15 protein-coding genes are annotated in these 19009 nt (G+C 66.3%); 7 read left to right on the top strand and 8 right to left on the bottom strand.

Annotated elements, in window-relative coordinates; genetic code table 11:
• Window positions 1-11: 11 nt before the first annotated feature.
• Window positions 12-2024, bottom strand: a complete 2013-nt coding sequence (gene mdoH, locus ACW7G1_RS05205) for a glucans biosynthesis glucosyltransferase MdoH (RefSeq protein WP_456978664.1) — start codon at window positions 2022-2024, stop codon at window positions 12-14.
• On the bottom strand, window positions 1997-3442 hold the full coding sequence (locus tag ACW7G1_RS05200; RefSeq protein WP_456978663.1) for a glucan biosynthesis protein: 1446 nt from the start codon (window positions 3440-3442) through the stop codon (window positions 1997-1999). Before ACW7G1_RS05200 ends, mdoH begins: the two co-directional genes overlap by 28 nt.
• A gap of 271 nt (window positions 3443-3713) precedes the next feature.
• On the opposite strand from ACW7G1_RS05200, the gene ACW7G1_RS05195 reads away from it, so the two are divergent.
• Window positions 3714-4877, top strand: coding sequence for a glycosyltransferase family 4 protein (locus ACW7G1_RS05195; RefSeq protein ID WP_456978662.1), 1164 nt, complete (start codon window positions 3714-3716; stop codon window positions 4875-4877).
• Window positions 4837-5385, top strand: a complete 549-nt coding sequence (locus tag ACW7G1_RS05190; protein ID WP_456978661.1) for a phosphatase PAP2 family protein — start codon at window positions 4837-4839, stop codon at window positions 5383-5385. Before ACW7G1_RS05195 ends, ACW7G1_RS05190 begins: the two co-directional genes overlap by 41 nt.
• Window positions 5386-5438: 53 nt before the next feature.
• Here ACW7G1_RS05190 and ACW7G1_RS05185 read toward each other — a convergent pair whose 3' ends face one another.
• From ACW7G1_RS05185 to creB, 4 genes are all read right to left on the bottom strand, one after another.
• Window positions 5439-6047, bottom strand: coding sequence for a GNAT family N-acetyltransferase (locus ACW7G1_RS05185; RefSeq protein ID WP_456978660.1), 609 nt, complete (start codon window positions 6045-6047; stop codon window positions 5439-5441).
• Window positions 6048-6219: 172 nt separating this feature from the next.
• Complete coding sequence (gene creD / locus ACW7G1_RS05180; RefSeq protein WP_456978659.1) at window positions 6220-7605, bottom strand: cell envelope integrity protein CreD; 1386 nt, start codon at window positions 7603-7605, stop codon at window positions 6220-6222.
• Between the two features lie 86 nt (window positions 7606-7691).
• On the bottom strand, window positions 7692-9119 hold the full coding sequence (gene creC / locus ACW7G1_RS05175) for a two-component system sensor histidine kinase CreC (RefSeq protein WP_456978658.1): 1428 nt from the start codon (window positions 9117-9119) through the stop codon (window positions 7692-7694).
• 46 nt (window positions 9120-9165) lie between these two features.
• The gene (gene creB / locus ACW7G1_RS05170) at window positions 9166-9840 is read right to left on the bottom strand and encodes a two-component system response regulator CreB (RefSeq protein WP_456978657.1); all 675 of its coding nucleotides are present in this window, start codon (window positions 9838-9840) and stop codon (window positions 9166-9168) included.
• Between the two features lie 83 nt (window positions 9841-9923).
• Between creB and ACW7G1_RS05165 the strand changes: the two genes are divergently transcribed.
• Entirely contained in the window at window positions 9924-10781 is an 858-nt protein-coding gene (locus ACW7G1_RS05165) for a 23S rRNA (adenine(2030)-N(6))-methyltransferase RlmJ (RefSeq protein ID WP_456978656.1), read from the top strand.
• Between the two features lie 32 nt (window positions 10782-10813).
• On the opposite strand, the gene ACW7G1_RS05160 is transcribed toward ACW7G1_RS05165, so the two are convergent.
• Entirely contained in the window at window positions 10814-11734 is a 921-nt protein-coding gene (locus ACW7G1_RS05160) for a cation diffusion facilitator family transporter (protein WP_456978655.1), read from the bottom strand.
• A 149-nt stretch (window positions 11735-11883) separates the two neighbouring features.
• On the opposite strand from ACW7G1_RS05160, the gene ACW7G1_RS05155 reads away from it, so the two are divergent.
• The 4 genes from ACW7G1_RS05155 to aqpZ all read left to right on the top strand — a co-directional run bounded on the left by ACW7G1_RS05155 (window position 11884) and on the right by aqpZ (window position 17454).
• Window positions 11884-12432, top strand: coding sequence for a GNAT family N-acetyltransferase (locus tag ACW7G1_RS05155; protein ID WP_456978654.1), 549 nt, complete (start codon window positions 11884-11886; stop codon window positions 12430-12432).
• An 84-nt stretch (window positions 12433-12516) separates the two neighbouring features.
• Window positions 12517-16041, top strand: a complete 3525-nt coding sequence (mfd, locus tag ACW7G1_RS05150) for a transcription-repair coupling factor (protein ID WP_456978653.1) — start codon at window positions 12517-12519, stop codon at window positions 16039-16041.
• 335 nt (window positions 16042-16376) lie between these two features.
• The gene (locus tag ACW7G1_RS05145) at window positions 16377-16652 is read left to right on the top strand and encodes a hypothetical protein (RefSeq protein ID WP_456978652.1); all 276 of its coding nucleotides are present in this window, start codon (window positions 16377-16379) and stop codon (window positions 16650-16652) included.
• A gap of 64 nt (window positions 16653-16716) precedes the next feature.
• The gene (aqpZ, locus tag ACW7G1_RS05140) at window positions 16717-17454 is read left to right on the top strand and encodes an aquaporin Z (protein WP_456978651.1); all 738 of its coding nucleotides are present in this window, start codon (window positions 16717-16719) and stop codon (window positions 17452-17454) included.
• A 67-nt stretch (window positions 17455-17521) separates the two neighbouring features.
• Here aqpZ and ACW7G1_RS05135 read toward each other — a convergent pair whose 3' ends face one another.
• Window positions 17522-18988 carry an amidohydrolase family protein gene (locus ACW7G1_RS05135; RefSeq protein ID WP_456978650.1) on the bottom strand — a complete coding sequence of 489 codons (1467 nt, stop codon included), beginning with the start codon at window positions 18986-18988 and terminating at the stop codon, window positions 17522-17524.
• Between the last annotated feature and the right edge of the window lie 21 nt (window positions 18989-19009).

Raw genomic sequence — 19009 nt, 5'->3', positions numbered from 1 at the left:
GACCGGGTGGCCTAGACCGGGTGCGGCTCGAATTCCGGCGATGTCGTTGCCATCTGCGTCATGCCGGAGTCGTCCGTGGGAGCCAACGATTCAGCCCGGACCAGCGACCCGCGCAGCGCCTGCGCACGGGCAAGCACCGGCGGCGGCACGACCTCCTCGGGCGTCAGAAACAGCCCGAGGTGCCGCAAGCGACGGCCCGGAACAGGCGCTGCGGTCCACGCGACCAGCGGCATCGACACCACCAGCCCAAGCAGCACCGGCGACATCCACAACATCAGCGACGGCGAGACCGCATAGCTCCATACCGTGCCCACCAGCCCGCATGCCGTCACCCCACCGTAGCGTTGCAGCAACTCGGTTCGCGACAAGGTGCCATCGTCGCGGCGCTGGCTTTCCCAGCCGGAGTCACGCCCCATCAATACCTCGGCCACACCGCGCGACTGCAGGCACATCGTCACCGGCGCCATCAACGTGGTCAGGACCGTCTCCACCAGCACCCCCAGCGTCAACCGCAAGGCTCCGCCACAGCTGCGGCGGGCCCACGGGTCGACCAGGGTCAGCAGGAAGCCCAATAGCTTGGGACCCAGCAGCAACGACATGGTCAGCACGAAAACCCACAAGAAGCGTTCACCATCGCCCGGCCCCGCCCAGTTCGCGGACGATGCCAGGCCGGGGAGCACCAGCTCATACAGGCGCAAGCCCGAATTTGCCATGGTCATCACAAGACCGATCAGCATCAGCATCCCCCACAAGGGCGCGGTGATGTAATGCCCGATGCCGGTCAGCAGGTGCCAACGACTGACCCAGTGCAATCCACGTGCAGGCAACACACCGGCGTGCTGCAGATTGCCCTGACACCAGCGGCGGTCGCGCACCAGCATGTCGGTCAGTGAGGGCGGGCCTTCTTCATAGCTGCCGCCCAAGCCGGGGATCAGGTGTACCGACCACCCGCCGCGGCGCAACAACGCCGCCTCCACGAAGTCATGGCTGAGGATACTGCCGCCAAACGGGCGCCCGCCCTCCAGCTTCGGCAGGCCGGCATCGACGGCAAATGCCGCGGTACGGATGATCGCGTTGTGGCCCCAGTAGTTGCCCTCGGTGCCATGCCACCAGGCATTGCCACGCGCCAGCACCGGGCCGTACACGCGCCCGGCGAACTGCTGCATGCGCGCAAACACGGTGCCGCCATTGACCACCACCGGCAGGGTCTGGATCAACCCGACCCCGGGGTTGCGCTCCATCGCCATCGCCAGCCTGACCACCGCCTTGCCGGTCATCAGGCTGTCGGCATCAAGGATCAGCATGTGCGGGTACGCGGCACCAAAGCGCTTGACCCACTCGGCGATGTTGCCAGCCTTGCGCTCCAGGTTGTCGGGACGATGACGGTAAAACAGGTTCACCTGTCCACCCAGGCGACCACGCAGTGCCTGGAACGATGCCAGCTCGCGCTCTTGGAGCTCACTGCGGGTGGTGTCGCTGAGCACGAAGAAATCAAACGAAGACGCACGGCCGGTGGCAACTACCGATTCGCAGATGGCCTCAAGCCCGGCCATCAACCGCTCCGGGGCCTCGTTGTAGGTCGGCATCAGCAACGCGGTGCGCGTGGTCAGCGCAGGCAGTGGACCGGCATCAATCAAGCCCAGCCCGCCGCGGCGACGGTAGTCATTGACGATCAAGGCAAAGCCGGACAGGGCGCTCATGAAACTCTGCGCAACCCAGACGAACAGGCAGGCGAACAGGACCAGGGTCAGCCCTTCCAGCGCACCCAGGCCGCCGCCACGCAAGGCCCACCACAGCTGGTAGGTCGCCAACAGGGTCAGTCCACCGGTGCCACCAAGGATCCATGCACGGCGCCAGATGATGCCGGCGGGGCTGCCGGGCAACGTGGCGGCGGCCGGCTCGGCATCCTGGAACGATTGCACCGGCATCGGCAACGGTGCTTCGGCCGGCAGCAGGGGCCGCGCCTGGTGGGCGTCGGCAAGCGGAGAGGTATTCATCATGATCGGGTCCATCGGTAAATCCATGTTTCCGAAAGGGGATTGCCGTCCTGGGACAGCAACCGGGCGCGCAACTCCACCAACGGCTCGTCACCGGGGTGCAGCTCGAACGCCAGGCGCCAGCCGCCCGTCTCGGGGCTGGCATGGGCAACAATGTTAATGACCCGGCCGTGACTGGCGTGTACTTCGGCTCGCGGCAAGGCGGATTCGTTCAGGCTCGCCAACCCGCCTCCGGCCAGGTCGATCACGACCTGTCGGGCGCCCTTCGGCGCCGCCCCGATCCGGGTGCGCTCGGTCCTTGCCAGCGCTGCCTGGTCGCCGCGTCGCTCACACCAGTGCAGGCGATAGTCGAAGCGATGCTCGCGACCTGCCGCCAGCGGTTGCGACGGGCGCCAGAACGCGACGATATTGTCGTGGTATTCATCCGCGGTGGGCAGCTCGAACAGGTGCACGCTGCCCCTGCCCCAGTCACCCACCGGCTCCACCCACAGGCTCGGGCGACGTTCGTATTGGGCTTCGCTGTCGCCGTAGTCTGAAAATCTGCGCTTGCGCTGCATCAGCCCGAAGCCGCGCGGGCTGTCATCTTCAAAGATGCTTTCCTGCAGCGCCACCGGATTGCACAGCGGTCGCCACAGTTGCTCACCGCTGGCGGTAGCCAATGCCAGTCCGCCGGAGTCATGCACCGCACTGCGGTAGTCATCGATACCGACCCGATCACTGGCGTCGAACTGGAACATGCTGGTCAGCGGTGCAATGCCTGCAAGGGAAAGCGCCACGCGCGGGTACAGGCGCGCACTGACGTCGAATACGGTGTCCTGGCCGGGATGGATCACGAACGAAAATGCGCCGGCGACACTGGGACTGTCCATCAGCGCATGCACCACGATCTTCGCCGCGCCCGGCTCGGGGCGTTCGATCCAGAACGCCTTGAAGACCGGGAACTCCTCGCCGGCCGGGTCGCCGGTGCGCAACGCCAGCCCGCGCGCGGACAATCCATACCGCTGTCCCTGGGCGACCGCACGGAAATAGCTCGCACCAAGGAAGGCGCAGACCTCGTCGAAATAGTCGGGGGTGTTGATGGGCGCATGCAGGCGGAAGCCGGCAAAACCGAGATCCGTTTCGACAGGTGCCGGCGCCGAGCCGAAGCTGAACATTCCCGGCTGGTAGACGATCGGTGTGGCCATGCCATCGGCCACCTGGTGGATGTCCACCCGCTGCCCGAACAGGAACGCACGATGGAAGAATTCCGTTTGGAACGACCTTCCCTGTCCGCGCCATAACGCCTGCCTGGGATCGAAACGGATCTCCCGGTACTGGTCATAACCGATACTGCGCAGCGAGTCCGGCAACTTCCCGGCAACGGGCCGGAAGGGTTGCGCGGCAAGCGCGCGGGCCAGCACCGGCACAGTGTCCCGGGTGAAGGGCAGCGCCAATGGGTCTTGCACCGGAGCTTCGCCGGCTAGGGCTCGCAACGGCGACGGCCTACCCACGCCTGGCAAGGCGACAAGAGGCAGCGTGAGACCCGCGATCAGTAGTTCGCGTCGGCGCAAGGGGGTTTACCGGAAAATAGGGAACGGCACAGCTTATCGAGTCCCCCATTAATGTCCGGCAACCACGTCGATGCGTCGCCTGCTGACGTCACATCATCGTCATATTCCCGCCATCGTCGGTTCACCTCGCCGCGGCACGCTGGGCGCACTCAGGCGGAGGCCCCCGATGCGCTACGCGATCGTCACCGAGACCTATCCACCGGAGGTCAACGGCGTCGCCTTGACCGTGCGGGACCTGGAGCACGGACTGCGCGAACTGGGTCACGGGGTCGGCCTGGTGCGGCCGCGACAGACCGGCGACCGCCAGTCGGCAGACCACGAACTGTTGATCCGTGGTGTGGCGCTACCGCGCTACTCCGGCTTGCAGGTCGGCCTGCCGGCGACCCGTGCGTTGATCAGGCACTGGCGCGCAATGCCACCGGACGCCATCTATATCGCCACCGAAGGACCACTGGGCTGGTCGGCGCTACGCGCGGCGAGGCAACTGGGAATCCCCGTCGCAACCGGCCTGCATACCCGCTTCGACCACTACATGCGCGACTACGGGTTCGCCTGGCTCGGCAGCGCCGCATTGCGCTGGATGCGCCACTTCCACAACCGCGCCGACGCCACCCTGGTGCCCACCCACGAGCTGGCCCGCCTACTGCGATCACAAGGCTTCCGGCATGTGCGGCGCCTGCCGAGGGCGGTCGATTGCAACCGCTTCACCCCCGACCACCGCGACCCGACGCTGCGCGCGCAATGGGGCGTGGGCCCGGACGACCCGGTCGCCATCCATGTCGGCCGGATTGCCCCGGAAAAGAACCTCGACCTGGCCATACGGGCCTACCGGCGCTTGCAGGAAGCCCACCCACGCGCGCGCTTCGTCTGGGTCGGGGACGGGCCGGAACGGACTCGCCTGGAGCGCGAGCATCCCGACTTCATTTTCTGTGGCGTACAGCGCGGCAACCAACTCGCCCGCCACTTTGCCAGCGGCGACCTGTTCCTGTTCCCGAGCCACAGCGAAACCTTCGGCAACGTCACCCTGGAAGCCATGGCCAGTGGCGTGCCACCGGTCGCATTCAATTACGGCGCCGCCCGTGAGCATCTGCGAGACGGCGTGCACGGCGCGGCGATCGACGATGGCGACGACGCGGGGTTTATTGCCGCGGCCGTGAACATCGGCGGCGATGCGCAACAACGCGCCGGCATGGCCCGACGCGGGCGCGAGGCCGTCATGAGCTTGCAACCGCAACAGGTCGCACGGGATTTCGATGCATTGCTGCGCGACCTGGTCGCGAGGAGGAAGGATGAGTCGATTGCGCTGGCATCAACGTCTGGTCGCCGATGAGTCGGGCTGGTGCCTGAGGCTCAACCAGCTGGGTAGCGGTGGCATTTCGCGGGCCGCATTCGCCACAGTCAGCCGGCTTGGCGACGGGATGTTCTGGTACCTGCTGATGGCGATGATGATCCTCGTCGACGGCATCGACGGACTGGCCGCATCGATCCACCTGGCGGCGACCGGGCTGGTCGCACTGGGCCTGTACAAACTGCTCAAGCGATGGACCCGCCGTCCACGGCCGTTTGCCAGCGACCAGCGGATCCAGGCGTGGGTTGCGCCGCTGGACGAGTTCAGTTTCCCGTCCGGACATACCTTGCATGCGGTCGCCTTCAGCCTGGTCGCAATCGCGCATTACCCGGTGCTGGCGTGGGTGTTGGCGCCGTTCACCGCTGCCGTCGCGGCTTCCCGGGTGGTGCTGGGCCTCCACTATCCCAGCGACGTGCTGGCTGCCATCGTGATCGGCAGCGGCCTGGCCGGGGTGGCGCTGTGGGTGCCGCGGATATCCCTGCTGATCTGAAGCATGCAGGCGTGGCGAACGCGATCGTGTTGATGTGAATTCCCCGCCCGTAGCTAAAAATTTCGTTCCAGCGGCCGCGACCAGGTCGCGAAGTTTTGCGGCAGACCCTCGCACCGGCGGTAGCCGCGCTTGTGCCAGAACGGTTCCAGACTGCGGCCAAACGGCGGCCGGCGCGGATCGTCGACGGCGCGCTCGACCGTGCGGAACGTCGTCGTCTCAAAGCCGCCCAGTGCGCGCGCATGCGACTCGCGCTCATCGAAGAAACGATGGCCCAGGCCGCGTCCGCGATACGCCGGCAGCAATACCGATCCGCCAAAATGGAAGACCCGGTCGACCTCGCGCCCTGCCGGAGCGAACACCTGGCGCAACGATTCGCGCGCATCGGCCAACGGCAATCCGATCGACACGCCCACCAATCGGGCACCGTCGGACACCAGGATCGCAATGCTGCGCCAGGAGTCCAGGTAGACCTGCAGGTGCCGGGCCTGGCTGGCGACATCGCCGTCATACAGGTTCGGCCAGTCGCGGAGCACCGTGGCCCGCAACTGCGCGATATCGCCAAGGAACGGCCGGATCGCCGCGCCGACTACGCTGTGCACGACCAGCACCCTCAGCGTCGGGTGGTCTGTATGGCGAGATGCGGATTCGGTGAGCGGGGTCATGCCGGACATCATGCTCAGCGGTCTCTTTTGGTCTGGGGGATGCGCGCCCGCCAGTGACAGTACGTGCGCAGCTTACGGTCGGGTAAACGGCAGTCCAATGCGGACAAGGCCATCCGGGTCATCCGTCCGGAAACCGCCGGCGCCTCCCCTGGAGCGCCGGCGGTCACGAGGATCAGCCCTCGCCCAAGCTCGGCCCGGACCGCCGTGGACGCGGCGACGGCCGCCCGGCCAACTGGTACCAGTCCACCTTGCGGGTGATCGTCATCAGCGCCGCGAGGACCACGAACAGCAGGCCCGAACCCAGCACCAGCGCGTTGTCTTCCGACACCAGCAACCCATAGAGCGCGGCATACAGGGTGGCCAGCATCGCGGCGAAGCCCAGCGCCCGCCGCACGCTTCGCAGGACCGCGCTGAGATAGAACGTGATCAGGCCGATACAGGCGACCCCGGCGACCAGGTAGGACCAGCCGAACCTGAAGTGCTCGCTCAGGCTGAGCAGCAGCAGGAAGAACAGCGCCAGCGCGAGCCCGACCAGGCCGTACTGGATCGGGTGGATCGGCAATTGCCGGGTCAGCTCGAAAATGAAGAACCCGATGAAGGTCAGCAGTACGAACAGCAGGCCGTACTTGGTCGCGCGATCGGTCTTGGCGTACACATCGACCGGGTCGACCAGCGACACGCCGACACTTTCCACCCCGGCGGATCCATCCTCCGCGCCGCTGGCGCTGGCCCGCACCCGGTCGGCCGCCATACCCTCCAGGAAACTTCGTTGCGCGTTGCTGGCTAGGCCAGGAATATCCCACTCGGCCCGGAAGCCGCTTGCGTCGATGGTCCGGGTGCGGGGCGAGCTGCCTTCGAAACTCGGGTGCGGCCAGCTCGAACCCAGCGAGAACCGGTTCTGATAACCCAGCGGGACCAGCGCCAGCCGTTCGGTGCCGGCCAGCACGAAGTCCAGCCGGGTGCTCACGGTGCGCGTCTCGCCCGCTGCCGGTACGCCCAGCCGCACATGCAGGCCCTCGCCGCGACGATAGCCCCGGCCCTGCTCCAGGCTCACACTGCGGCCATCGACCTTCAGCACCGGGGTACCTACCAGCCCGCGCACATCGCCGATCGCGTAACCCAGGTAGGGCTGGCCGATCCGGCGCGCCTGCTCCGGGCCGGGATCAGCCGGGATCTCCAGATCGAACGAAGCCTGCGCGCTCCCATGCCACTCGTACACCCGGACCTCATGCAGCCCGCGTCGGCGGATACCCGGATTGAGGTCTCCGTCGACAACCAGCGTGCTGGGAAAAAACGTCCACTGGCTCTCCTGCATCCGGCGCACCCTTCGCACCACGCCGTTCGCATCGGGCTCCTCGACCTCAACCAACTGCCGATACGGCACCACCAGTACCGGCCCCGCGAACGACTGCTGGCCGGCGTAACTGCGGGCGATGTCAGCTACCGCCTGACGCCGGTACTCCTGTCGCTCGTGAACCACCCCGCGCACCATCGTCAACGGCACCAGGATTGCCAGGGTCATCCCCAGCACCATCACCATCTTTATCCAAAGTCGCATTTCGCACTCCCGTCGTGGCAACCAACGGCAGCATCGATGGCGCGCATGTGCGGACGATGGGGCCACGGTGAAGCGAGGGTGAAGCGTTACCCGGTCGCCGGCAGTACCAGTGTTGCCAGCGCACCACCGCCCGCGCGATTGCCGAGGGTGACGCGCCCGCTGTGCAAGGCCGCCACTTCTGCTACGAAGCACAAGCCCAGCCCACTGCTGCGACTGCCGCCTGCCGGGCGCGGCAACGAATAGAACCGCTCGAACACCCGTTGCGCCGCGTAGTCGGGAACCCCGGGACCGCGATCGGCGACCTCGACGATGGCCTCGGCGCCCTCGCTCCGCAAACGCAGCTCGACCACGCTGCCAGCCGGGGCGAAATCCACCGCGTTGTCGACCAGGTTGACCAACGCCTGACGAAGCAGGAACGCATCGCCGCTGACCGTCGCCGCGGCCGTATCCAGCCGCAACTCGACGGCCGCGCGAAGCAGGCGTGACGCGCAAAGCCCGGCGACATCAGCGGCCAGTCGTGCCATGTCGACCGGCTCGGGTTGCTCGATCCGCTGCCGATGCTCCACCGCGGCCAGGGCGAGCAGCTTGTCGATCATCTGCGCCAGACGGTCGGCCTGGGTCCGGATACTGGCGGCAAAGCGTGCGCGGTCGGCGTCGGGCATTGGCGCCTCCAGCAGTTCCGCGCTGCCCAGGATCGCCGCCAGCGGCCCCTTCATCTCGTGGGTCAGGCTGTGCACGTAGTGCTCGACGTACTGCTTGCCCTCGAGCCGGACGCGCATGGTTTCCAGGGCGGCGCCCAGTTCGCCAAACTCGCCCGCTGCGCGCGGCGGAACCGCACGCTCGCCAGCGGTGACCGCGTGGGCATAACGCCGCAGCCCGGCAAGCTGGCGCGACAGCCACCCGGCGGCCGTCAGGCCGATCAACAGGGCTGCGCCCAGCAGCACCGCGCCCCACCCCAGCACCACGGCCTGCCCGCGCTGGATGAACGGCATCAGGGTGCTGTTGGGTTTGGCCACGGTCAGCACGCCGATGAGATTGCCAGCCGCGTCGCGGATCGGGGCGGCGACATGCATCACGGTGGAGTTTTCATCGGCCGGATCACTCCGGCTGGAGCGCGCACCGTAGTGCCCGTCCAGGGTCCGGCGCACATCATTCCAGCGCGAGTAATCCGTTCCCAGCGCCACTCCGTTGCTATCGAACACGACCGTGCCGCGCGCGTCGGTGACGTAGACCCGGTAGCTGCCGTGGTGCTTGTCGAAACCCCAGATGCTGGCGCCGAAGTCGCGTTCGGCCACCGCCCGCACACGCCGGGCGAACGCCCCATCGGCGATATGCCCGGCCTGCAGGTCGTCGGTCGCCAGTTCGGCCAGGACATTGGCGGTATCCACCAGGGTGTCCTCCATCGCCTGGCGCACGCCCGGCTTGACCTGCTGGACGAACACCTGCACCACCAGCAGCCCGGTCAGGGCGACGATCAGGAAATAGCCGAGGAAGATCCGCAACCCGATGTTCAAGACCTTCGCCTCATTGCGCCGCTCTGGCCCAAGCTCTTAACCCCAGTCAAGCGACCTCCAGCGAGTAACCCAGCCCGCGATGGGTGCGGATCGGATCGGCCGACGGGTCCACCTCGCGCAGTTTCGCCCGCAGCGTCTTGATGTGGGTGTCGACCGTGCGGTCGCCGCTTTCCAGCGCATCGCCCCAGACCCGGTCCATCAACTGTGCCCGCGACAGGATCGCCCCGGGCCGCTGCAACAACGCAGCCAGCAGGCCGTATTCGTAACGGGTCAAGTCCAGCATGTGTCCGCGGAACCGGATGCACTTTCCTGCCGCGTCGTGGTTGAAGGCCTCCGCCGCGGGCACGGCGGACGTCGATGTCTGGCCACGCCGCAGCACCGCCCTCACCCGCGCCACCAGCTCGCGGGGTGAGAACGGCTTGGTCACGTAATCGTCGGCACCGATCTCCAGCCCGAGAATGCGGTCGGCTTCGGCACCCTGCGCGGTCAGGAAGATCACCGGCATCGAGCTGTTGCGGCGCAGCTCGCGGCATAACGCGAAACCGCTGATGTCGGGCAGGCCGATATCGAGTACGGCCAGATCGAAGGTCTGCCCGGCCACCAGCCGCAGCGCCTCGCCACCGGTCAGGCAGTGCACGGACTCGAAACCTTCGGCGCGCAAGGCATATTGCAGCGTCTCGGCAATCGCGGTCTCGTCTTCAACCAGGAGGATGCGGGGCATGGGCGGGACCGGGGATGGCGGCAAGAGCCAGCCACGACAGGATAAGCCAGCCGCGCACCCCGCCGCCGGGATATCCTGTCGCGATGAACTATCGCCACGCCTTCCACGCCGGCAACCATGCCGACGTCTTCAAGCACGTCACCGTATTGGCGCTGTGCGACGCGCTGATCTCCAAGCCGGCCCCGCTGTTTGCGCTCGACACCCATGCCGGGCGCGGTCTGTACGCGCTCGACAGCAACTCCTCCCAGCGCACCGGCGAGGCCGAGGGCGGCATCGGCCGGCTGCTCGCCGAAGCGCCGCGGCACCCGGTCATCACTCTCTACCTGGCCGCAGTGAAGGCCTGTCGCAGCGAACACGGCAATGCCAGCTATCCCGGCTCGCCGTGGCTGCTGGCGCACGCGCTGCGCGAGGGCGACCGGATCGCGGCCTGCGAGCTGCTGCCCGAGGAAGCCGCGCAATTGAAGGCCAACTTCGCCGCCGATCCACGCGTCGCGGTGCATGCGCGCGATGGTTACGAGGCCATGAAAGCCCTGTTGCCGCCGAAGTTCGGGGAGGTGCGTTTCAACCGAGGACTGGTGTTGATCGACCCGCCCTACGAGGCCCAGCTGCAGGAGTTCGACCACATCATCGGCGCGGTGCGCGAGGCACTGGTGCGCTGGCCGCATGCCAGCTACGCGGTCTGGTATCCGGTCAAGCTGCGTCGCTCGCTGAACCAGTTCTTCCGCCGCGCCACCGCGCTGCCGGTGAAGTCATCGCTACTGGCCGAACTGATGGTGCACCCGGACGATTCCCCGCTGCGAATGAACGGCAGCGGGATGTTGCTGCTCAACCCGCCGTGGCAACTGGACCAGACCCTGGCCACCGTGATGCCCTTGCTGCAGCAGGTACTGGGCGAGGCCGGCTCATCATCGCGGGTGCAATGGCTGAAGCAGGCCAGCTAGCCATCGCCACGGGGCCGGGACCGGATGCACCCTCAAACGCCGGTACACACGTCCGGCTCGAAGAAGCTCCAGCGCACCTCGGGGAAAGCCTGCTTCATCGCCACCTCCACCGTGTTGATCTCGGCCACCAGGTTGTTGACGCTGCCGCTCTCGCGCATCTGCGCCTGCACCGACACCATCACCTCGTTGCCCAGTTGCATCGTGATCAAGCTGATCACCCGGGTGAGTTCGGGGCGGCCGTCCAGAAATTGCCGGATCTGACGCTCGCGTTCCGGGTCTACGCTTTGTCCGATCAGCATCGCCTTGATCTCGATGGCGACGAAGACCGCCACGATGATCAGCAGCGCACCGATGCCGATCGTGCCCACTGCATCCCACAGCGGATTGCCGGTGACCATGGTCGCTACGACGGCAACCAGTGCGAACGTCAGTCCCAGCAATGCCGCCAGATCCTCCCCGAAGATCACCACCAATTCGGCTTGCCGGCTCTCACGGAACCAGCGCCAGATGCTGCGCTGGCCACGCGACTTGTTGACCTCCTGCAGGCAGGCCTTCATCGAGACGCCCTCGGCAATGATGCCGAACGTCAATACGCCGACCGCCCACCACAGGCTGCTGCCACCCGGGTCAGCAGGCGCCTGCAGCTTATGGATGCCCTCGTACAACGAGAACATCCCGCCAACGGTGAACAACATCACTGCAACCAGGAACGACCAGAAATAAATCGCCCGGCCGTAGCCCAGTGGGTACTCCGGCGACGGCGGCCGTTTCGCCTGCTTCAGCCCCAGCAGCAGCAAGCCCTGGTTGCCGCAGTCAGCCAGCGAGTGCACGGTTTCGGCCAGCATCGCGCTGGAGCCGGTGAAGAATGCGGCCAGACCCTTGGCCACCGCGATCAGGAAGTTGGCACCCAGCGCGAAATAGATCGCGCGGTTTGAATCACCGCCACCGGCCATGGTTCGATCCTCAATGAATAGCGGCGGAATTCTAGCATCGGCAATGATGATGCCCGTGATCAACAGGCCTGAACGCGCTGGCAAACGTGGGGTTGGCGTGATTTCCGGGTGAAGCAAATGTTTACACCGACTATGGCAATATCCCCGGCATGAGCTCCCGAGAAAGACTTCCTCCGTGGCATGAGCGGCAGCGCCTGCCCAACGGACGTGAACTGCTGATCCGCCCGATCCGTCCAGAGGACGCGGAGCCTTTGCGCGCGGGCTTCTCGTTGTTGCAACCCGAAGAGGTGCGGCAGCGGTTCCTGCATTCGGTACGGGGGATGTCGCCAGAGACGATCGAGCGCTTCACCCGGCTGAACCCCAAGACAGAATTCGCCCTGGTGGCCGCCGAGCCACTGCCGCCCGGGGAGGCGCTGGTCGGCGCCGTGGCACGGATATTCATTGATCCCAACGGCCGTGACGCGGAATTCGCAATACTTGTCAGCCGCTACATCGCCGGGATGGGCCTGGGCCGGTACCTGATGACCCGACTGGTGAAGTGGGCCCGAAGCAAGCAGCTGGAGCGCATCTACGGCGATGTGTTCGAGCACAACCTGCCGATGCTGTCGTTGGCCCAGTCACTTGGTTTTACCCGCGAATCCCAGCAAGACGGGTTGGTACGGGTGACGCTGGACCTCAAGCCGGTCGCCAAGGGTTGACGGGCAACGATTGAGCGCGTGTCGTCGGTCGTCGGCCCCGGGTTATGCCCGGCAACGGCGTGATCGGCTAAAATCCTGCACCTGATGCCCTTCCCCATATTTCCTGCCCCGCCGCTGCCCAAGGCAGGCCAGCAGCGCGCCTGGTGGCGCGCGCCGGTCTCGCCCTCGGCCCTCGCCTTCCACATCGCCTGCGCCGCAACGGCTCACGACGGTCCGCTGCTGGTTGTCGCGCGCGATAATCATGCCGCGCTACAGCTGGAATCGGACCTGCGCACGCTGTTGGGGGTTCCCGCTTCGGGTCCGCGCGATGACGCGGCCACCGACAAGGCAGCACCGCCGCTTCCGGTACTCCATTTTCCCGACTGGGAAACCCTGCCCTACGACCACTTCAGCCCGCACCCGGAAATCGTCAGCCAACGTTTGGCGACGTTGAACCGGCTGCCGAAACTGCAGCGCGGCATCGTGGTGGTGCCGGTCCAGACCTTGCTGCAACGCCTGGCGCCACTACGCCACGTGGTCGGTGGCAGTTTCGATGTGCAGGTCGGTCAACGACTGGATCTGGAAGCAGAAAAACGCCGACTGGAATCGGCCGGCTACCGGCACGTGCCGCAAGTGCTCGACCCGGGCGATTTCGCCGTGCGCGGTGGCCTGCTGGACGTTTATCCGATGGGCGCGGACCAGCCATTCCGGGTCGAGCTGCTGGACGACGAGATCGACACCATCCGCGGCTTCGATCCGGAGACCCAGCGCTCGTTCGACAAGATCGACACAGTGCATCTGTTGCCGGGCCGCGAGTTGCCACTGGACGAGGCATCGCTGAAGCACGCACTGGACGCATTGCGCGAGCGTTTCGACCTGGACACGCGGCGCAGCGCGCTCTACCAGGACCTGAAAGCCGGGACCGCGCCGTCGGGCATCGAGTACTACCTGCCGCTGTTCTTCGAGCAGACCGCGACGCTGTTCGATTATCTCGCCGAGAACACCCTGCCGCTGCTCGGTGAAGGTGCCGCCGAGGCCGCCGAGGTGTTCTGGCGCCACACCGGGGAACGCTACGAGCAGCGCCGCCACGACCTGGAACGCCCGCTACTGGCGCCGGATGCCTTGTACCTGTCGCCGGACGCGCTGCGCGAACGCCTCAACCAGGGCGTGCGCATCGAGGTCTGCGGCGAAGGCCATCCGCAACGCGAACGCGCGCAGGCACTGGCCAGTCAACCGGCGCCCGCGCTGCCGGTTGCCGCGCGCGACCAGGTTCCGGCCGGCGAGTTGAAATCGTTTCTGGGCAGTTATCCCGGACGGGTGCTGGTCGCGGCGGATTCACCCGGGCGGCGCGAGGCCTTGTTGGAGATCCTGCAGGCAGCTGGCCTGCAGCCGGACGTGCTGCCGGACTGGTCCAGCTTCGCCGGGCTGCTGCCGCTGGCGGAACAAAGCGAACTGTCACGTTTCGCCATTGCGGTCGCGCCACTGGACGACGGCTTCGCCCTGACCGAGCCGGCGCTGGCGGTCCTCACCGAGCGCCAGCTGTTTCCCGAACGCGCCAGCCAGCCACGCCGGCGCAAGCGCGCCGGGCGCGAACCCGAAGCCATCGTCCGCGACCTGGGCGAGTTGTCCGAGGGCGCGCCGATCGTCCACGAGGACCACGGTGTCGGTCGTTATCGCGGCCTGGTCACGCTGGAGGCCGGCGGCGAGAAGAACGAATACCTGGAAATCGAGTACGCCAAGGGCGACCGCCTGTACGTGCCGGTCGGCCAGTTGCACCTGATCAACCGGTATTCCGGCGCGTCGGTGGAGACCGCGCCGCTGCATTCACTCGGTGGCGAGCAGTGGAGCAAGGCGAAGAAGAAGGCGCAGGAAAAAGTCCGCGATGTCGCCGCCGAGTTGCTGGAAATCCAGGCCAGGCGCCAAGCGCGCGCGGGGCTGGCGATCGACCTGGACCGGGCGATGTACGAGCCATTCGCGGCCGCGTTCCCGTTCGAGGAAACCCCCGATCAGCATGCGGCGATCGAGGCGGTGCTGCGCGACCTGCAATCCAGCCAGCCGATGGACCGGGTGGTCTGCGGCGACGTCGGCTTCGGCAAGACCGAAGTCGCGGTACGCGCCGCGTTCGCCGCCGCGGCTGCGGGCAAGCAGGTCGCGGTCCTGGTGCCGACCACCCTGCTGGCCGAGCAGCACTACAACACCATGCGCGATCGCTTCGCCGACTGGCCGTTGAAGGTCGAGGTGCTGTCGCGCTTCAAGTCGACCAAGCAGATCAAGGCCGAACTGGAGAAGGCCGCCGACGGAACGATCGACGTCGTCATCGGCACCCACCGGCTGCTGCAGAAGGACGTGCACTTCAAAGACCTGGGGCTGGTGATCGTCGATGAGGAGCAGCGCTTCGGCGTGCGCCAGAAGGAAGCGTTGAAGGCGATGCGCGCGAACGTCCACCTGCTGACCCTGACCGCCACTCCGATCCCGCGCACGCTCAACATGGCGATGGCCGGGCTGCGCGACCTGTCGATTATTGCAACGGCGCCGGCGCACCGGATGGCGGTGCAGACCTTCGTGGTGCCGTGGGACGACAGCCAGCTGCGCGAGGCGTTCCAGCGCGAGATATCGCGCGGCGGGCAGGTCTACTTCCTGCACAACGACGTGGAAAGCATCGGCCGCATGCAGCGCGAGCTCGAGGCGCTGGTGCCCGAGGCGCGCATCGGCATCGCCCATGGACAGATGCCCGAGCGTGAGCTGGAGCGGGTGATGCTCGACTTCCACAAGCAGCGCTTCAACGTGTTGCTGTGCACGACGATCATCGAGTCCGGCATCGACATCCCCAATGCCAACACCATCATCATGAACCGCGCCGACAAGTTCGGCCTGGCGCAGCTGCACCAGCTGCGTGGCCGGGTCGGACGTTCCCATCACCGCGCCTATGCCTACCTGGTGGTTCCCGACCAGCGTTCGATCAGCGCCGACGCGAAGAAGCGGCTGGACGCGATCGCGGCGATGGACGAGCTGGGCGCCGGCTTCACCCTGGCGACCCACGACCTGGAAATCCGCGGCGCCGGCGAGCTGCTGGGCGAGGACCAGAGCGGGCAGATGGCCGAGATCGGCTTCAGTCTCTACACCGAGTTGCTGGAGCGCGCGGTGCGCAGCATCCGCCAGGGCAAGCTGCCCGACATCGATGGCACGCACGACCGTGGCGCCGACGTGGAACTGCACGTCCCGGCCCTGATCCCGGACGACTACCTGCCCGACGTGCACACCCGCCTGACCCTTTACAAACGCATCGCTGGAGCGCGCGACGACGAGCAGCTGCGCGAATTGCAGGTCGAGATGATTGACCGCTTCGGCTTGTTGCCCACTCCGACCAAGCATCTGTTTGCGATCGCCGCGCTGAAGCTGCAGGCGACCGAGCTGGGCATCAGCAAGCTGGACATTGGCGAAAACGGCGGCCGCATTCAATTCATCGACAAGCCCAATGTCGACCCGATGGCGATCATCAAGCTGATCCAGGGCCAATCGAAGCTGTACCGCATGGACGGCCCGGACAAGCTGCGGCTGACCCTGGACCTGCCCGATGCCGGTGCTCGGCTCGCCAGCGCGCGCGGTTTGCTGATTGCACTGCGCCCGTGATGAATCCCGATCCACGTGGCGGCCCGGCGTTCATGCACCCACTCAAAAGGTTTGTCAACGCTTCGTTTCTGCTTTAGGGTCGAGCTGCCAGCCCATGAATACCGGGCTGTGGAATCAATTGCGGCACATCGCCGCAAGATCAGGGGGGACACCAAATGGCCAGGCGCATGTTTTGCTTGTCTTTGCTACTTTTTGCGGCCGGCGCGGCGCAAGCGCAGGATCCGGAGTCATGCCCACAGTTGCCCGGTGATACGGACCTGACCTGGGAGCATCGCGGAATGGATGCGTCGGACTTCTGCCGGGCGTTGCGCAGTGACGGTTCTGAAGCATTCGGAATGTACATTTCCAACGATGCGGCGTTCGATCCCAAACGTCGCAACCGCGAGGAGGTCGATGTCATCAACGGCCAGGAGATCCACTGGTATCGCGCCGAACTGGTCGGCCAACCCGATGTCGAGGCACGCGAGACGCTGGTCGAACTCAATGACGGTCGCTCCGCCCACATCTGGCTGCAGGCCGGGCCCGGCGAACAGCTCGACAAGATGTTTCAGCTGACGCGTGCGTTGGACTTCTCGCCCAGGCCAATCGACACTATCGCCGCGGAGCAGTAGCGGTTCGATCACGGGCTTCAGATCGCGGCCGGCCATGGCCTGTTAAACACCTGAGGGAAGCATGATGACTCGACGACTCGCCGCCGAATTACTTGGCACGTTCTGGCTGGTTTTTGGTGGATGTGGAAGCGCGGTACTGGCGGCGCATGTGGTTGGTGCCGATGGTTACCAGTTCGGCATCGGCTATCTCGGTGTGGCGCTGGCATTCGGCTTGACCGTGCTCACTGGTGTGTACGCGTTCGGCCACGTGTCGGGTGGTCACTTCAACCCGGCCGTCACGCTGGGCCTGTGGGCCGGCGACCGATTCCCGATCAAGGACGTGGTGCCCTACATCGCGGCACAGGTGGTGGGCGCAATCGCGGCCGGCTGGATACTGCTGCAGATCGCCAGTGGTGCCAGCGGTTTCAGCATCGACCCGAGCGCGGCCGGTACATTCGCCAGCAATGGCTACGGCGCGCTGTCCCCCGGTGGCTACTCCATTGCCGCAGCCTTCCTGTGCGAGGTGGTCCTTACCGCATTTTTCCTGATCGTGATCATGGGAGCGACCCACGGCCGCGCGCCGGTGGGCTTCGCTGGCATCGCGATTGGCCTGGCGTTGACGTTGATCCACCTGATCAGCATTCCAGTCACCAATACCTCGGTGAACCCGGCACGCTCGACCGGCGTGGCCCTGTTCGCCGGTTCTGGCGCGATCGGCCAGCTCTGGCTGTTCTGGCTGGCGCCGTTGCTCGGCGGCCTGCTCGGTGGCGTGATCTACCGCTGGCTCGGCAATGACCGGACGGAAGTGGTCGGCAACCCCTGACAGGCAATCGACAGCACCGTCGACACGACCCCCGGCCAGGCCCGTACCAGTCGCCAGTGGCGGGGGCTCAATAGAACTGCACGTTGTCCAGTTCGAACCACGGCATGCGGGCACCTTCCCCGTTGACGATGAACTGCAGGTCGGTGACGTCGTCACCTGCCCATGGCCTGGATTCGCCCTCAACCACCCGATAGGGCGCGTACTGGAGCTGGCTGAAATCGACTGTGACCTTCTGCCATTGGGGCTGCACGGGGATATCGGCTTTCCAGCGTCCGCCTTCCAGGCCTTTCACCATCAGCGCATGGCTGCCGTCTTCGCCGCGAATGTCGAAACGCACCCCACGGAAGTCACGCAGATCCACCGGACGCACCGATCCACGGCTCAGCGGCACCACTACGGAGGCATACGCGCGATCCTTGCTGGACATGCGCGCCATCGTCCGCAGCGCGTGGCCGCCATCCGCGCGTGGCACCACCCGCGTCAGCTGCCACGTGCGGTCGTTGCCACCGTCGTTGTCGTCGGTGCGCAGCGTGTCCAGCGCCGTGCGCTGGTCGGCGCGCTCGAAGTCGTCCACCAGCGGCCCGATCGCTGTCGACTCCGGGTAGAGCCGCGAGTTGCTCGCCGGCACTTGCACGCCAGGGCCATGCACCAGCTGGCCATTCAGCCAGACATGGCTGAGCCGCTTGATGTCCGCAATGTCCTGCCACGGCTTGCCATCGACCAGCAACAGATCGGCGCGCTGGCCCTTGGCAATCCGGCCACGGTCGTTCTGCAGCCCCATGGCTGCAGCGCTGACGGCGGTTCCGGCCAGCAACGCCTCCGTCGGGGTCAGGCCCGCCTGCACCAGCAGCTCGAGTTCGCGCAGGGTGGCCGCGCCGTGTGGCGTGCCAGGCATGCCGGCATCGGTGCCCAGTGCGACGGGTACACCAGCCTCGTGCAGCAGGCGTACGTTTTCCATCGCGGTGATGAAGTTGCGCTGGCGACCGAGCAGCTTCGGATCCTGGGGATCGACGGGCGCGGTTTGCCCCATCCTGATCGGCTCGTACACCGTCAGGGTCGGAGCGTAATAGGTGCCGCCAGCCTTGAGCCTGGCAATGGTATCGGCATCCAACACGCGGTCCTGGATGCTGTGCGCGATCAGGTCGACCTTGGCATCGCCGGCAAATCCGGCGCGCTCGGCGGTGACGGTATGGGTAGCGACCTTGAGCCCGTTGGCATGCGCCTCCTCAACCAGCGCGGCCAGGGTCCACGGATCCATGCTGGTGTTGTCCGGCATGTGGCCGTAGCGCCAGCCGTCGGTGAAGACCTTGATCAGGTCCGGGCGATACGGCACCAGCGCACGCACCGCGTTGCGTGCCGCCTCGGGCGAGTTGACCCAGCGCGTGGTGGCGGGATCGGCCCAGTCGGCGCCGTGACCAAGCGGCGTGCTCATGCGCGCGGCAAAATTGACATGTGGGGCAACCATCGTTGCCAGCCACTCCCGGCGGGGTGCATAGGACTCCGGTGCCTGATGGAAGTCGTTGACCGTAGTCACGCCTGCCGCCAGATACACGCC

This window comes from Lysobacter sp. A378 (genome assembly GCF_054052125.1).
Note: the sequence above shows the minus strand (reverse complement) of the source record. Positions and strands in the feature narration are given on the sequence as shown.

What these genes read in the sequence shown, in the direction of transcription:
- creD (WP_456978659.1), bottom strand. Translation starts at nt 7,605, where the DNA reads ATGCGACTTTGGATAAAGATGGTGATGGTGCTGGGGATGACCCTGGCA.
- ACW7G1_RS05195 (WP_456978662.1), top strand. Translation starts at nt 3,714, where the DNA reads ATGCGCTACGCGATCGTCACCGAGACCTATCCACCGGAGGTCAACGGC.
- ACW7G1_RS05145 (WP_456978652.1), top strand. Translation starts at nt 16,377, where the DNA reads ATGTACATTTCCAACGATGCGGCGTTCGATCCCAAACGTCGCAACCGC.
- ACW7G1_RS05185 (WP_456978660.1), bottom strand. Translation starts at nt 6,047, where the DNA reads ATGACCCCGCTCACCGAATCCGCATCTCGCCATACAGACCACCCGACG.
- ACW7G1_RS05160 (WP_456978655.1), bottom strand. Translation starts at nt 11,734, where the DNA reads ATGGCCGGTGGCGGTGATTCAAACCGCGCGATCTATTTCGCGCTGGGT.
- aqpZ (WP_456978651.1), top strand. Translation starts at nt 16,717, where the DNA reads ATGACTCGACGACTCGCCGCCGAATTACTTGGCACGTTCTGGCTGGTT.
- creB (WP_456978657.1), bottom strand. Translation starts at nt 9,840, where the DNA reads ATGCCCCGCATCCTCCTGGTTGAAGACGAGACCGCGATTGCCGAGACG.
- ACW7G1_RS05190 (WP_456978661.1), top strand. Translation starts at nt 4,837, where the DNA reads ATGAGTCGATTGCGCTGGCATCAACGTCTGGTCGCCGATGAGTCGGGC.
- mdoH (WP_456978664.1), bottom strand. Translation starts at nt 2,024, where the DNA reads ATGGATTTACCGATGGACCCGATCATGATGAATACCTCTCCGCTTGCC.
- ACW7G1_RS05165 (WP_456978656.1), top strand. Translation starts at nt 9,924, where the DNA reads ATGAACTATCGCCACGCCTTCCACGCCGGCAACCATGCCGACGTCTTC.
- mfd (WP_456978653.1), top strand. Translation starts at nt 12,517, where the DNA reads ATGCCCTTCCCCATATTTCCTGCCCCGCCGCTGCCCAAGGCAGGCCAG.
- ACW7G1_RS05155 (WP_456978654.1), top strand. Translation starts at nt 11,884, where the DNA reads ATGAGCTCCCGAGAAAGACTTCCTCCGTGGCATGAGCGGCAGCGCCTG.